Genomic DNA, 14,502 nt, shown 5'->3' with positions numbered 1-14,502 from the left:
GTTCATCGCGAGGAAGCTGAACTGTGAAGACCATCGACAATCTGGGCGACGTGGCGGGGCTGCGGGTGCTGGTGCGCTCCGACCTGAACGTGCCCATCGACGGCGACAAGATCGGCGACGACGGCCGGATCCGCGCGTCGGTGCCGACCCTGGTCCGGCTGGCCAAGGCCGGCGCCAAGGTGATCGTCACCGCGCACCTCGGCCGGCCCAAGGGTAAGCCGAACCCGGAGTTCACCCTCGCCCCGGTGGCAAAGCGGCTCGGTGAGCTGCTGCAGCCCGAGGGCATCACGGTCCGGTTCGCCACCGACGTCACCGGTGACAGCGCCCAGGAGGCCGTCCAGGAGCTCGACGAGGGCGAGGTCCTGCTGCTCGAGAACGTGCGCTACGACGCCCGCGAGGAGAGCAAGGACGAGGCCGAGCGCGGCGCCCTGGCCGACGAGCTGGCCGGTCTGGCCGACGTGTTCGTCAGCGACGGCTTCGGGGTCGTGCACCGCAAGCAGGCCAGCGTGTACGACGTCGCGAAGCGGCTGCCGCACGCGGCCGGCGGCCTGGTGCTGGCCGAGGTCGAGGTGCTGAAGAAGCTCACCGAGTCGCCGGAGCGCCCGTACGTCGTGGTGCTCGGCGGCGCGAAGGTCTCGGACAAGCTGGCCGTGATCGACAACCTGCTGGCCAAGGCCGACAAGCTGCTGATCGGCGGCGGCATGGTCTTCACCTTCCTCAAGGCGCAGGGCCACGAGGTCGGCAAGAGCCTGCTCGAGGACGACCAGCTGGACACGGTCAAGGGGTACCTGGAGGCCGCGCAGGCCAAGGGCGTCGAGATCGTGCTGCCGACCGACATCGTGGTCGCGCCCGAGTTCAAGGCCGACGCCCCGGCCACCGTCGTCGGCGCCGACGCGATCCCCGCCGACCAGCTCGGTCTGGACATCGGCCCCGAGTCGGGCAAGTCGTTCGCGGCCGAGGTCGCCGCCGCCAGGACCGTCTTCTGGAACGGCCCGATGGGCGTGTTCGAGATGGCGGCGTTCGCTGGTGGAACCAAGGCCGTCGCGCAGGCGTTGACCGAGGTGGACGGCCTGAGCGTCGTCGGTGGCGGCGACTCCGCGGCCGCCGTCCGGCAGCTGGGCTTCGCCGACGACCAGTTCGGGCACATCTCCACCGGTGGTGGGGCGTCGCTCGAATACCTGGAGGGCAAGGAGCTCCCGGGTCTCGCCGTGCTGGAAGAGGACTGAACACCTGATGGCTGATAACGCTGCCCGAACGCCGTTGATGGCGGGCAACTGGAAGATGAACCTCAATCACGTCGAGGCCGTGCATCTGCTGCAGAAGCTGAGCTGGACGCTGCAGGACAAGAAGCACGACTTCGAGCGGGTCGAGGTGGCGGTGCTTCCGCCGTTCACCGACATCCGCAGCGTGCAGACGCTGGTCGACGGTGACCGGATGAAGATCGTGTACGGCGCGCAGGACGTGTCCGAGCACGATGCCGGCGCCTACACCGGCGAGATCTCGGCGAGCATGCTGAACAAGCTCGGCTGCAGCTACGTGCTGGTCGGTCACTCCGAGCGCCGGCAGTACCACGGCGAGGACGACGCGCTGGTCAACAAGAAGATCGTCAAGGCGCTGGCGGCCGGACTGACCCCGATCGTCTGCGTCGGCGAGGGCCTGGAGGTCCGCAAGGCCGGCGAGCACGTCGACCACTGCGTCCAGCAGATCGACGGTGCGCTGGCCGGGCTGAAGCCGGAGGAGATCCGCAAGCTGGTCATCGCCTACGAGCCGGTCTGGGCGATCGGTACCGGCGAGGTGGCGACCCCGGAGGACGCGCAGGAGGTCTGCGCCGCGATCCGGAGCCGGCTGGAGGAGACGGTTTCACCCGCCGTCGCCGACTCGGTACGGATTCTTTACGGTGGATCGGTGAAGATGAGCAGCGCAGGTGGCATCATGGCCCAGCCGGACGTGGACGGCTGCCTGGTGGGTGGAGCTAGCCTGAAGGTGGACGAGTTCGCCGGCATCTGCCGTTACCTGGACCTTCAGTTAGGCTACTCCTCGTGATTCTCGCTTTCTCGATCGTCGTCGTCATCTGCAGCCTGATCCTCACGCTGCTCGTACTGCTGCACAAAGGCCGCGGCGGTGGTCTGTCGGACCTGTTCGGTGGCGGTGTGTCGTCCAGCCTGGGCGGTTCGTCGGTCGCCGAGCGGAACCTGGACCGGATCACGATCGGTGTCGGTCTGATCTGGTTCGCGGCGATCGTCGCCCTCGGCCTGCTGTACAAGCTCGGCTGAGGGGGAGTAGCTCCCGTGGCTGGTAGTGGTGGTGCGATTCGTGGCAGCCGGGTCGGCGCCGGACCGATGGGCGAGGCGGAGCGCGGCGAGTCCGCGCCTCGGCAGCGCATCGTGTTCTTCTGCGCCAACGGGCACGAGACCGCGACGGTGTTCGCGGTCGAGGCCGACATCCCGGAGGCGTGGGACTGTCCGCGGTGCGGTCTGCCGACCAGTACCGATGTGAACAACCCACCCCCGCCGCCGAAGATCGAGCCCTACAAGACGCACCTCGCGTACGTGAAGGAGCGCCGCAGCGAGCAGGAGGCCGCCCAGATCCTCGAAGAGGCCCTGGAACGGCTCCGGACGCGGCGCGCCAACGGCGAGATCATCTTCTAGACAGCGACGCAGGGCCCGGGCAGTCACCAGGACCGCCCGGGCTTTTGTGTTGCCCGCGACCCGTCAGGAGGGGCGGTACCGCGCGAACAGCTGGTTGAGCTCGGCCTGCGGGATCTGCCGCTCGGCGAACCCCAGCGTGCCGGTGGTGAGGAGCTCCTGCGCCGCCTGCCGGACCAGACCGAGGGCGGCCCGGGCGATGCTGCCACCGAGGCTGATCCGGGTGACTCCGGCGTCGAAGACGTCCGGCACGGTCAGGCTGGACGCGCCCAGACCCAGGACGACGTTGAGCGGGCCGTCGATCTCGCGGACCAGGGTGCGCAGGTCGGCCAGGTCGTTCACGCCCGGCACGTACAGGCAGTCAGCCCCAGCTTCGCGGTACCGGTTGGCCCGGCGGATCGAGTCGGCGAGCCCGGTCGGCCGGGGGAGCAGGTGGCCGTCGATCCGCGCGGTCAGGACGAAGTGCTCGCCGCCCGCTTGCCGGGCCGCCGCGATCCGCTCGACGGCCAGCTCCTCGGCGTACAGTGCCCGGCCGTCGAAGTCCTCGATGTTGCCGCCGGCCAGGCCCGCGTCGAGGGCCAGCCGGATCGTGGTCGCGACCTCCTCGGGGCTCGGGCCGTACCCGTCCTCCAGGTCGCCGTTCACCGGGACCGGGCTGGCCGCGGTGATCTCGGCGACGCGTTCGAACATCGCCTCCCGGGACAGCGCGGGCGCCCCGTCCGGCAGGGTGTGGTCACCGAGTCCGCGGGAGAACGCGATCCCGGCGCTCGTGGTCGCGATCGCGGGGAAGCCCGCCTCGGCGAGGACGATCGCGCTGCCGGCGTCCCACGCGTTCGGCATGACGAAGGACTCGGAGTGCAGGCTGCGGAAGGTACTCATCCCCGCATCCTGGCAGCCGAACAGTTCGGCCAAGACCGAACCGCCGGATCAGAAGGTCTTTACCATCCGGGCGACGGCGGCCCGCGCCTTCGGGCCGTTCACCAGGTCCGGGTCGCCCTCGGTGCCCTTCGTGTTCCAGTACAGGTAGAACGCCGGCCGGGTCACCTTCGAGGTCGGTGTGAGCCCGCTCAGGTACTTGGTCTCCCGGTCGATGTCGGACGCCCGGGCGCCGTCGCTCTTGGTGCCCTTGAACCCGCGCTCGGTCAGGCCCCACTTCGAGGCGGCGCCGGGTGTCTTGAGGACCAGCTCGTCGTACCAGCGCCGGTGCGACTCGTGTTCGGTCAGGATCGCGGTGCCGGGCTGGCTGCCGCCGCTGTAGGTGTCGACGCCGTAGAAGTCGGCCGCTACTCGCCAGGGCTTCGGGTCCTTGGTCCGGCTGCGCGAGTCGTCCCACTGGTACGCCATCGCGGAATAGCCCACCTTGACGCCCGGATTCACGGCTTTCATCACGTCCCGGACCCGCTTGAACGCTTTCGCGAAAGTCGGCCCGGACATGTTGTTCTCGGGTTCGTGATACCAGATGAAATAGGTGTCCGGTTTGTCTTTCAGCCAGACCGCGAGTTCGCGGAATCGGCGGTCGAAGCGGCCGTTCCCGGTCTTCACCGGGTCGGTCTTGATGCTGACGAACGGGATCAGCCCGGCGTCCCAGGACTTCGCCGCGACCGCGTCGTACTTCTTCCGCAGGTCGACCCCGGTGCCCTGCTCGCCGTTGACGAACTCCCGGGTCGCCTCGACGCCGGGATACCGCTGCTCGAGCTCGGTGGGGGAGACGTCGTCGTGGACGCCCATCAGGATCGGCGTTGCCGCGTGCACCGGATTCGACTCACCGGCGAGCACCAGCCCGGTCACGGCCAGCGCACCGCCGATGGCGCCGGCGACGATCTTCTTCAACACCGTACTGCCCCTGTCTGTCGGCCGTCGTGGGAATCAGGAGATTACCGATGCCGTGCGCAACGAACAGGGGCGGAACAGTTGCAGTTCGGTGTACTGGAATTTCCTTCACCATTGGTGATGGAAAAGTGAACGAATTCAGCGGGCCGGGATTTCCGCCGCGGCGGCCTCGTCGAGCAGCCACAGGGTCCGGTCGAGACCCTTCGGACCGGCGGACGGAATCTCGGTCCGATCAGCGCCACCCACGGCCAGCCCGACCGCCTTCGCCTTGTCCGCCCCGGAGACCACGAACCACACCTCGTGCGAGCGGTTCAGCGCGGGGAAGGTGAGCGAGATCCGGGTCGGCGGCGGCTTCGGCGAATCGTGCACGGCGATCGCCGCCCGGTCCGCGACCCGCAGCCCTTCGTGCCCGGGGAACAAGGACGCCATGTGCCCGTCCGGCCCGACCCCGAGCATCAGGACGTCGAACGTCGGCACCCCGTCCACGTCGTCCGGTCCCATCGCCGCGGCCAGTTCCTCGGCGTACGCCGAGGCGGCCGCCTCCGCGCCCTGGCCGGTGTCGGCCGGCATCGGGTGAACCCGGGCCGGGTCCACGGCGACCTTGGAGAGCAGGGCGTCCCTGTTCTGGGTCTCGTTCCGGTCCGGGTCGCCTGCGGGCAGGAAGCGCTCGTCGCCCCACCAGACCTCGACCCGGCTCCAGTCGATCGCGCTGGCCGCCGGGGACTCCGCCACGGCCCGGTAGACGACCGCGGCGACCCGGCCGCCGGTGAGGACGAGCCGGGGGATCCGGCCCTCGCTCTGCACGTCGGCGAGCCGGGTCAGCAGCCGGGCCGCGACGGCGTGGGCCAGGGCCTCGGCGTCGCGGTGGACCAGCGTCGTCGGCGAGGTCACGACCGCCCCGCCACCTTCTTGCTCGTGCCCTTCTTGGCGGCGGTGGCCTTCTTCGCGGTCGATTTGGTCGCGGTCTTGCGGGTCGACGAAGTCGCCGGCGTTGCCTTCTTCCGCGCCGATCGCGCCGCCGCGCTGGTCTTCTTCGCGGCGGGAGCCTTCTTCTTCGCGCCGCGGGTCCGGCCGCTCGCCGAGGCCTCGAGCTCGGCCGACGCGGCCTTGCCCTCGACCTTCGCCGTCCTGGCCGCGGCCTTCTTCGCCGCGCCCTGGGTCGACCGGCGATCCGCCGCGCTCACCTTCTTCGCGTCCGCGGGCAGAGCCTCCCGCTCGACCAGGCACGCCAGCGTCCGTGCGTACACGTCGTCGGGATCGAGACGCCGCAACTCCTCGCTCAGCAGTTCGGAGGTGTTCCGCCGCTTCAGCGCGACCGGGCGATCCGGCTGCCCGGGCACGCTGAACGTCGCCACGGCCCCGTCCGGACGAGTCAGCGCGATCGGCCCGGCCGGCGTGAACAACCGGGCCGCGGTGATCCCGGGACCACGCGACGTCTTCTGCTCCACCGGTACGCCGAGCCGGCACTGCAGCCAGGCGGCCAGCAGATCGGCACTCGGGTTCCCCCGGGCGGACACGACCTCGGCCCCGGTGACCTTCGTCGGGTACTGGTCGAGGGCCGCGGCCAGCAACGCCCGCCAAGGCGTCAGCCGGGTCCACCCGAAGTCGGTGTCACCCGGCTCGTACCCGGCGGCGCGGGCGCTGAAGTCCACCGCGGAGCGGCGGGTCGCGGCGGCGTCGGTCACCCGGCGCCGGCCGAGGTGGCCCAGCGGGTCCTCGTTCGGCACCTTCGGCCCGCCGCCCGGCCACCAGACGATGACGGGGGAGTCGGGCAGCAGCAGCGGGGTGATCACCGACTCCGGCACCTTGGCCAGCTCACCGTGCAGCCGCAGCAGCACGGCCTCGCCCGGGATGCCCTCGCCGACGCGGACCTCGGCGTCCAGCCCAGCGGCGCCGCGGCCGGGCCGCAGGATCGCTACCAGGACCCGGGACGGGTGCTCCCGGCCGGCTTCGTTCGCGGCCTTCATCGCGTCGTGGTGGGACGCCTCGTCGACGACCACCACGATCGTGCCGACCATGCCCATCGCCGGTGAGCCCGCGTGCCGGCGGGCCCGCAGCAACGCCGACGCGATCTCGCTCGACGTCGTGTCGGTCAGGTCGATGATCATGGCCGCCTCCAGGCGCGTCCGTCACGGGCGAGCATCTCGTGCGCGGAGTCCGGGCCCCAGCCACCGGAGGCGTACTGCTCCGGCTTGCCGTGCGCTGCCCAGAAGTTGATCACCGGGTCGAGGATCTTCCAGCCCAGCTCGACCTCGGTGTGCTGCGGGAACAACGGCGGATCGCCGAGCAGCACGTCCAGGATGAGCCGCTCGTACGCCTCCGGCGACGACTCGGTGAAGGAGCCGCCGTACGCGAAGTCCATGTTCACGTCCCGGATCTCCATCGCCGTGCCCGGCACCTTCGCGCCGAACCGCATGGTGATGCCCTCGTCCGGCTGGATCCGCATCACCAGGGCGTTCTGCCCCAGCTCCTCGGTCTCGGTCTTGGTGAACGGCAGGTGCGGGGCGCGCTTGAACATCACCGCGACCTCGGTCACCCGGCGGCCGAGCCGCTTGCCCGTGCGCAGGTAGAACGGCACTCCGGCCCAGCGCCGGGTGTCGACGTCCACGCGCAGCGCGGCGAACGTCTCGGTGCCGGAGTCCTGCGGGATCCCGTCCTCCTGCAGGTACCCCTTCACCTTGGTGCCGCCCGCCCAGCCGGCGGCGTACTGACCGCGGGCCGTGTGCAGGTCGAGCCGCTCGGGCAGCTTGACCGCGGCCAGCACCTTCTTCTTCTCCTGCCGCAGCGACCAGGCGTCGAAGCTGACCGGCTCCTCCATCGCGGTGAGCGCGAGCAGCTGGAGCAGGTGGTTCTGGATCACGTCCCGGGCCGCACCGATGCCGTCGTAGTACCCCGCGCGGCCGCCGATGCCGATGTCCTCGGCCATCGTGATCTGCACGTGGTCGACGTAGTGGCTGTTCCAGACCGGTTCGAACATCGAGTTGGCGAACCGCAGCGCCAACATGTTCTGCACGGTCTCCTTGCCCAGGTAGTGGTCGATCCGGAAGACCGACTGCGGCGGGAAGACCTCCTCGACCACCCGGTTGAGTTCGCGGGCGCTCTGCAGGTCGTGGCCGAACGGCTTCTCGATCACCACCCGCCGCCAGCTGCCCGGGTTCTCCTTGGTGAGACCGTGCTCGGACAGCTGCCGGACCACCTCGGGGAACAGGCCCGGCGGGATGGACAGGTAGAACGCGTGGTTGCCGCCGGTCCCGCGGGTGACGTCCAGCTCGTCCACGGTCTCCCGCAGCCGCTGGAACGCCGCGTCGTCGGTCAGGTCGCCGGGGACGAACCGGAACCCCTCGGCCAGCTGCTGCCAGACCTCCTCGCGGAACGGCGTCCGCGCGTGCTCCTTGACCGAGTCGTGCACGATCTGGGCGAAGTCCTGGTTGGTGTAGTCCCGCCGGGCGAAGCCGACCAGGGCGAACCCGGGCGGCAACAGCCCGCGGTTCGCCAGGTCGTACACGGCCGGCATCAGCTTCTTGCGGGCCAGGTCGCCGGTGACGCCGAAGATCACCAGGCTGCACGGCCCGGCGATCCGCGGCAGCCGCCGGTCCTGGGGATCCCGGAGCGGGTTCTCCGGACCGGTCGGCTCTTCTTCGAGTTCAGCGGTCATTTGCCGCCAGCCTCCGCGCTGTCGGATGCGAACAGGGAGAGCAACTGCGCGACCCCGGCGGCCGGGTCGGTCAGGTGCAACCGGAGTACCGGGCGGCCGCGCTCGGCGAGCACTCCGGCGTCTCCGGCGGCCTGGGCGGCGATCAGGGTGCCGAAGCTGAACGGGCGATCCGGGATCGCGACGTCGGCCGACTCGGCCGTGGTGATCTGCAGGAACACGCCCTGCGGGTGGCCACCCTTGTGGTACTGGCCGGTGGAGTGCAGGAACCGCGGGCCCCAGCCGAAGGTGACCGGGCGTCCGGTCCGGCCGGCGAGCGCGGGGCGGACCGCGGTCAGCGCCGCGTCCCGCTCGGAGTCCAGGTACGCCATGACGGCCAGGTACCCGTCCTCGGCGAGCTTGCCCAGCAACGTCTCGACCGCGCCCTGGAGGTTGTCGACGCCGTCCAGCAGACCCTCGGAACCGCGGACCTCGACGGACCCGTCGGTGAACGCGGCCGCCTCGGGCTCGGGCTGCGCGTCGAGCAGACCGCGCGCGGCCTGCTTGGCGCTCTCGACGTCCGGCTGGTCGAACGGGTTGATGCCGAGCAGGTACCCCGCGGCGGCGGTAGCCGTCTCCCAGAGCAGGAACTGCGCGCCCAGCGAACCGGTGGTCACCACGGTCGGCGTCCCGGACGCGACCGACGCGGAGCTGGTGTCCGCGGCCAGGAGGGCGTGGACGAGGTCGCCCGCACCGCTGTGCAGCTCGGGCGCGTCCAGGCTCTCGACGGCGACCGGCAGGACACCCTTGCCGTCCTTGCCGGTGCTCTCGGCGATGAGCTGCTCGGCCCAGTCGGGGAAGCCGACGATCGCCGAGCCACCGGCCGCGATGATCGCCTTGTCCCGGCCCGCACTGCCGGCCAGGACGGCGGCGAGCACGAGGGCCGGGTTGTCCGCCGAGTCCGCCTGCAGCGCCGGGGCCGCCTCGGCCGCCTGGTCCAGCAGTTCGGCCACGTCGGCTCCGGCGAGCGCGGACGGCACCAGCCCGAAGGCGGTGAGCGCGCTGTACCGGCCGCCGACGTGCGGGTCGGCCAGGAAGGTCTTGCGGTACCCCTCGTCCGCGGCGAGCTGCTGGAACGGCGAGCCCGGGTCGGTGACGACGACGATCCGCGACGCCGCGTCGATCCCGGCGTCGGTGAAGGCCTGGACGAACGCGCGCCGCTGGCTGTCGGTCTCCACCGTGCCGCCGGACTTGCTCGACACCACCAGGACGGTCCGCTGCAGGTCACCCGCCAGCGCCCGCGCGATCACGCTCGGGTCGGTCGAGTCGAGCACGACCAGCTCGACCCCGGCGGTCCGGGTGATCACCTCGGGGGCCAGCGACGACCCGCCCATCCCGGCCAGCACGATCCGGTCCAGGCCCTCGGCCCGCAGGTCCGCCTGCAGCGCCTCGATCTCGGCCAGCAGCGGCCGGGACGACTCGTACAGGTCGACCCAGCTCAGCCGGATGGCCGACTCGGACTCGGCCGCCGGACCCCAGACGGTCGCGTCCTTGGCCGCGATCCGGGAGGCGACCCGCTCGGTCGCCAACCGGTCCGCGACCTGCTGCCAGCCCTCCCCGTAGGCGCTGACGGTCAACTTCTCGCTCACTTCTTCCCAGCCTTCTTCAGTGCCGCGCTGACGGTGTCCTGCAGCTCCGACCAGGACGCCTCGAACTTGCTCACACCCTCGTCCTCGAGGACCTGGACCACCTCGTCGTAGGAGATGCCCAGCGCCTCCAGCCCGGCGATCACCTGGCGGTCCTCGTCGTACGAGCCACGGACCGTGTCACCGCGCACCTCACCGTGGTCGGCGAACGCGTCGATGGTTGCCTGCGGCATCGTATTGACGACGTTCGCGGTGACCAGGTCCTCGACGTACAGGGTGTCCTTGTACGCCGGGTCCTTGGCGCCGGTGGACGCCCAGAGCGGCCGCTGCGGCTTGGCCCCGGCGGTCTCCAGTTCGCGCCAGCGGTCGGTCGCGAAGATCTCCTCGTACGCCTCGAAGGCGAGCCGCGCGTTGGCGATCGCGGCCTTGCCCCGCAGCGCCTTGGCCGCGTCGGTGCCGATCGCGTCCAGGCGCTTGTCCACCTCGGAGTCGACCCGGCTGACGAAGAAGGACGCCACGCTGGCCAGTTTGGTCACGTCGTGGCCGTTCTCCACCGCCTTCTCCAGGCCGGTGAGGAACGCGGCCGCGACGGCCTTGTACCGCTCCAGCGAGAAGATCAGCGTCACGTTCACGCTGATCCCGGCCGCGAGCGTCTCGGTGATGGCCGGCAGCCCCGCCTTGGTGGCCGGGATCTTGACGAAGACGTTCTCCCGGCCGACCGCGTCCCACAGCTCCTTGGCCTGCTCGATCGTCCGGGCGGTGTCGTGGGCCAGGCCGGGCTCGACCTCGATCGAGACCCGGCCGTCCACGCCCTCGGTGTCGTCGTACACCGGCTTGAACAGGTCGGCGGCCTCCCGGACGTCGTCGGTGGTGATCGCCCGGATCGCCAGATCGGTGGAGACCCCCTCGGCGGCCAGCCGGCCGACCTGCTCGGCGTACGCGTCGGCGTCCGAGATCGCCTTGGCGAAGATGGTCGGGTTGGTGGTGACACCGACGACGTACTTCTCCTGGATCAACGCCGCCAGGCTGCCGCTGGTGAGCCGCTGCCGGGACAGGTCGTCGAGCCAGATGGAGACGCCGGCGTCGGCGAGTGCTTTCAAGCGATCGTTCATGTCCGAAGCCCTCCGAATGTTCTGTTGTGGGTGGTTCAGCCGCGCTCGTTGGTGGCGTCGGCGTCGGGGTCGGCGCTCACCGTCGGGTCGTCGCCCGGACCGATCGGCCCGGCGGGCCGGCGGCTGACCGGGGCCCCGCTGGCACCGAGCTCCGCGGCGGCGGCGATGCTGTCCTTCGCGGCCTGGACGACGGCCTCGGCGGTGATGCCGAACTCCTGGTAGAGCCGCTGGTAGTCGGCGGAGGCACCGAAGTGCTCCAGGCTGACGCTGCGGCCGGCGTCGCCGACCAGTTCCCGCCAGCCCAGCGCGATCCCGGCCTCGACCGACACCCGGGCCCGCACCCCGACCGGGATGACCGACTCGCGGTACGCGTCGTCCTGCTCGTCGAACCACTCCCGCGACACCATCGAGACGACCCGGGCCTGGATGCCCTCGTCGGCCAGCGTCTGGCGGGCTTCCACGGCCAGCTGCAGCTCGGACCCGGTGGCGATCAGCACCACGTCCGGCGTGCCGTCGGTGTCGAGCAGCGTGTAGCCGCCCTTCTTCACGTTCTCGGTGGTCGCGAAGCCGTCCTTCCCGCGCGGGAAGACCGGTACGTTCTGCCGGGTCAGCGCGAGGCCGGCCGGGCGGTCGGTGTGCTCGAGGATCGCGGCCCAGGCCGCGGCGGTCTCGTTCGCGTCACCCGGCCGGACCACGTCCAGGCCCGGGATCGCCCGCAGCGCGGCCAGGTGCTCGATCGGCTGGTGGGTCGGGCCGTCCTCGCCGAGGCCGATCGAGTCGTGCGTCCACACGTAGGTGACCGGCAGCTTCATCAGCGCGGCCAGCCGGACCGCGGGGCGCATGTAGTCGCTGAAGACCAGGAAGGTGCCGCCGTACGGACGGGTGCCGCCGTGCAGGGCGATCCCGTTCAGCACCGAGCCCATCGCGTGCTCGCGGATCCCGAAGTGCAGGACCCGGCCGTACTCGTTGCCCTGGAACTCCTTGGTGGCGTGCTCGGCCGGGATGAACGACGGCTCGCCCTTCGGGGTGGTGTTGTTCGAGCCGGCCAGGTCGGCCGAACCGCCCCACAGCTCCGGCAGCACGCCGACCAGGTCGGTCAGTACCTGCCCGGACGCGGACCGGGTGGCGACACCCTTGGCGTCGGCGTCCCAGCTCGGCAGCACGTCCTGCCAGCCCTTCGGCAGCTCACGCCGAGCCAGCCGGTCGAACAGCTCCGCGCGCTCGGGCGCCGCGGTCCGCCACGCCTCGTACTTGGGCGTCCAGCCGGCCTCGAGCGCCTTGCCCCGCTCGAGCGCCTGCCGGGTGTGCTCGATCACCGCGTCGGCGACCTCGAAGTCCTGCTCCGGGTCGAAGCCGAGCAGCTTCTTGGTCGCGGCCACCTCGTCGGCGCCGACGGCCGAGCCGTGGATCTTGCCGGTGTTCTGCTTGGTCGGCGCGGGCCAGCCGATGATGGTCCGCAGCCGGATGAAGCTCGGCTTGTCGGTCACCGTGTGCGCCGCCTGGATCGCGTCCCAGAGCGCCTGCACGTCCTCCTCGTACCCGGTGCCGCCGTTGGTCCAGTCGACGTCCTGGACGTGCCAGCCGTACGCCGCGTACCGGGCGGCGACGTCCTCGGAGAACGCGATGTTGGTGTCGTCCTCGATGGAGATCTTGTTGTCGTCGTAGATCACCGTGAGGTTGCCGAGCTGCTGGTGGCCCGCGAGCGAGGAGGCCTCCGAGGCGATACCCTCCTCCAGGTCGCCGTCCGAGGCGATCACGTAGATCTGGTGGTCGAAGACGCCGTCACCGGCCGCCGCCTCCGGCTCGAACAGGCCGCGCTCGCGGCGGGCGGCCATCGCCATCCCGACCGCGTTGCCGACGCCCTGGCCGAGCGGGCCGGTGGTCGTCTCGACACCCTTGGTGTGGCCGTGCTCGGGGTGGCCCGGGGTCAGGCTGCCCCACGTCCGCAGCGCCTTCAGGTCGTCGAGCTCGAGGCCGAAACCGGCCAGGTAGAGCTGGATGTAGAGGGTCAGGCTGGAGTGCCCGGCCGACAGGACGAAACGGTCGCGGGCCGGCCACTGCGGGTCGGCCGGGTTGTGCCGCATCACCTTCTGGAACAACAGGTACGCGGCGGGGGCCAGGCTCATCGCCGTCCCGGGGTGGCCGTTGCCCACCTTCTCCACCGCGTCCATGGCGAGCACGCGCACGGTGTCGACCGCGCGCTGGTCGAGCTCGGTCCATTCAAGCTGGGGGCTGGTCTTCTCCGTCACGCCGGCGGCGCTCCTCTCGGTGGCTGCGAACACTCCTGCAGGTCGGCGTCGTCGGGCCGTCCGGCGGCTGGGCTCACCCCGGTCGCGCCCCCGCGCGTCACCGTGAGCGAGCCTACTCGCCCGGGCGTCTTCCGCCTTCCACACCTCGCCAACCGGACAGGCGGCTTCGTTGTTCCCGAGGTGGTGACCGGCCCGGATCGCGGCTCGCGCGGGGGCCCGCGCGAGCCCTCCTACCGGCCGTCGTAGACTGTCGAATCGTCAGCGCCGGGTCCCCGGCGTCATCCCAGTGAGTTCGAGGTGTTCGTGACGGCCGTCGACCCGCGTGCAGCCGCGAGGACGTCGTACCCGGCGCCGCTGCCGACCGATCCGGCTCCCCATGAGGCGTCCGGCCCGTCGGTGCGCGACGTGATCAAGGCGTACGTCGGTCTGACCAAGCCGCGCATCATCGAGCTCCTGCTGATCACGACGGTGCCGGTGATGTTCCTGGCGGCCGGGGGAGTGCCCGGCCTGGGTGTGGTGGCCGCCACCCTGCTCGGCGGCATCCTCGCCTCCGGCAGCGCGAACACGATCAACTGCGTGCTCGACCGCGACATCGACGAGCAGATGCGCCGGACCCGCCGCCGCCCGCTGCCCCGGCACGCGGTCAGCCCGAGGTCGGCGACGATCTTCGGCGTCGTGCTGGGTGTGCTGGCCACGATCGAGCTCGGCCTGCTGGTCAACTGGCTGTCGGCCGGCCTGGCCCTCGCGGCCAACCTGTTCTACGTCTTCGGCTACACGATGGTGCTCAAGCGCCGCACCGTGCAGAACATCGTCTGGGGCGGGATCGCCGGCTGCTTCCCGACCCTGATCGGCTGGACCGCGGTCACCAACGAGCTGGCCTGGACGCCGATCGTGCTGTTCGGCGTGGTGTTCTTCTGGACGCCGCCGCACACCTGGTCGCTGGCGATGCGGTACCGGGAGGACTACGCCTCCGTCGACGTGCCGATGCTGCCCGTGGTCGCGACGCCGGTGGCGACCGCCCGCCAGATCGTCGCGTACAGCGTGGTCATGGTGATCACCTCGATCGCGCTCTGGCCGGTCGCGGACACCGGCTTCGTCTACCCGCTGGCCGCGGTCGCGCTCGGCGTGGTGTTCCTGCGCGAAGCGTTCGCGCTGCTGGCCCGGGCGCACACCGGCGCCGAGGGCGCGGCGCTGCGGCCGATGCGGCTGTTCCACTTCTCCAACATCTACCTCGCGCTGCTGTTCATCGCGGCCGCGATCGACCCGCTGGTGCGCTGACCCGTGCGGGGGTAGTTGCCCCCGGCACCCTTCCGGCGTGCGGTGGGCGCGCCGGTACGGGTCGTTGCCACCTCACCGTTCGCGGTCCGTACACGGCCACGTGCGCAGAGT

The 14,502-nt window shown here is 71.0% G+C and carries 13 protein-coding genes; 5 read left to right on the top strand and 8 right to left on the bottom strand.

From position 1 onward, the window contains the following. Positions 1–23: 23 nt before the first annotated feature. The 4 genes from FB561_RS27775 to FB561_RS27760 are packed head-to-tail and all read left to right on the top strand — an operon-like array spanning position 24 to position 2,648. The gene (locus FB561_RS27775) at positions 24–1,226 is read left to right on the top strand and encodes a phosphoglycerate kinase (protein WP_145811700.1); all 1,203 of its coding nucleotides are present in this window, start codon (positions 24–26) and stop codon (positions 1,224–1,226) included. Between the two features lie 7 nt (positions 1,227–1,233). Next, positions 1,234–2,043: a triose-phosphate isomerase gene (tpiA, locus tag FB561_RS27770; protein ID WP_145811697.1), complete on the top strand. Its 810-nt coding sequence runs from the start codon at positions 1,234–1,236 to the stop codon at positions 2,041–2,043. Continuing rightward, positions 2,040–2,273: a preprotein translocase subunit SecG gene (gene secG / locus FB561_RS27765; protein WP_145811694.1), complete on the top strand. Its 234-nt coding sequence runs from the start codon at positions 2,040–2,042 to the stop codon at positions 2,271–2,273. The genes tpiA and secG overlap by 4 nt, the downstream gene beginning before the upstream one ends. Positions 2,274–2,288: 15 nt before the next feature. Next, on the top strand, positions 2,289–2,648 hold the full coding sequence (locus tag FB561_RS27760) for an RNA polymerase-binding protein RbpA (RefSeq protein ID WP_133801300.1): 360 nt from the start codon (positions 2,289–2,291) through the stop codon (positions 2,646–2,648). Between the two features lie 63 nt (positions 2,649–2,711). On the opposite strand, the gene FB561_RS27755 is transcribed toward FB561_RS27760, so the two are convergent. The 8 genes from FB561_RS27755 to tkt all read right to left on the bottom strand — a co-directional run bounded on the left by FB561_RS27755 (position 2,712) and on the right by tkt (position 13,113). After that, a complete protein-coding gene (locus tag FB561_RS27755) occupies positions 2,712–3,524 on the bottom strand; it encodes an isocitrate lyase/PEP mutase family protein (RefSeq protein WP_145811692.1) in 813 nt (270 codons plus the stop codon). A 48-nt stretch (positions 3,525–3,572) separates the two neighbouring features. Next, a complete protein-coding gene (locus FB561_RS27750) occupies positions 3,573–4,478 on the bottom strand; it encodes a hypothetical protein (RefSeq protein WP_145811690.1) in 906 nt (301 codons plus the stop codon). A 135-nt stretch (positions 4,479–4,613) separates the two neighbouring features. After that, positions 4,614–5,366 (bottom strand): 6-phosphogluconolactonase, encoded by a 753-nt coding sequence (pgl, locus tag FB561_RS27745; protein ID WP_145811688.1) that lies wholly within the window; start codon positions 5,364–5,366, stop codon positions 4,614–4,616. Continuing rightward, entirely contained in the window at positions 5,363–6,583 is a 1,221-nt protein-coding gene (locus FB561_RS27740; RefSeq protein WP_145811686.1) for a glucose-6-phosphate dehydrogenase assembly protein OpcA, read from the bottom strand. Before FB561_RS27740 ends, pgl begins: the two co-directional genes overlap by 4 nt. Continuing rightward, positions 6,580–8,130, bottom strand: coding sequence for a glucose-6-phosphate dehydrogenase (zwf, locus tag FB561_RS27735; RefSeq protein ID WP_145811684.1), 1,551 nt, complete (start codon positions 8,128–8,130; stop codon positions 6,580–6,582). The genes FB561_RS27740 and zwf overlap by 4 nt, the downstream gene beginning before the upstream one ends. Then, complete coding sequence (locus FB561_RS27730; RefSeq protein ID WP_145811682.1) at positions 8,127–9,755, bottom strand: glucose-6-phosphate isomerase; 1,629 nt, start codon at positions 9,753–9,755, stop codon at positions 8,127–8,129. The genes zwf and FB561_RS27730 overlap by 4 nt, the downstream gene beginning before the upstream one ends. Continuing rightward, positions 9,752–10,864, bottom strand: coding sequence for a transaldolase (gene tal, locus FB561_RS27725; protein ID WP_145811680.1), 1,113 nt, complete (start codon positions 10,862–10,864; stop codon positions 9,752–9,754). Before tal ends, FB561_RS27730 begins: the two co-directional genes overlap by 4 nt. Positions 10,865–10,899: 35 nt before the next feature. Further along, positions 10,900–13,113, bottom strand: a complete 2,214-nt coding sequence (gene tkt, locus FB561_RS27720) for a transketolase (protein ID WP_145811678.1) — start codon at positions 13,111–13,113, stop codon at positions 10,900–10,902. A 303-nt stretch (positions 13,114–13,416) separates the two neighbouring features. Between tkt and FB561_RS27715 the strand changes: the two genes are divergently transcribed. Then, on the top strand, positions 13,417–14,391 hold the full coding sequence (locus FB561_RS27715) for a heme o synthase (RefSeq protein WP_420371349.1): 975 nt from the start codon (positions 13,417–13,419) through the stop codon (positions 14,389–14,391). The last annotated feature ends 111 nt before the right edge of the window (positions 14,392–14,502 follow it).

Origin of the sequence: Kribbella amoyensis (assembly GCF_007828865.1) — a bacterium.
In the GTDB taxonomy this organism is placed as follows: Bacteria; Actinomycetota; Actinomycetes; order Propionibacteriales; family Kribbellaceae; genus Kribbella; species Kribbella amoyensis.
This window is presented reverse-complemented; position numbering and strand designations above follow the sequence as displayed.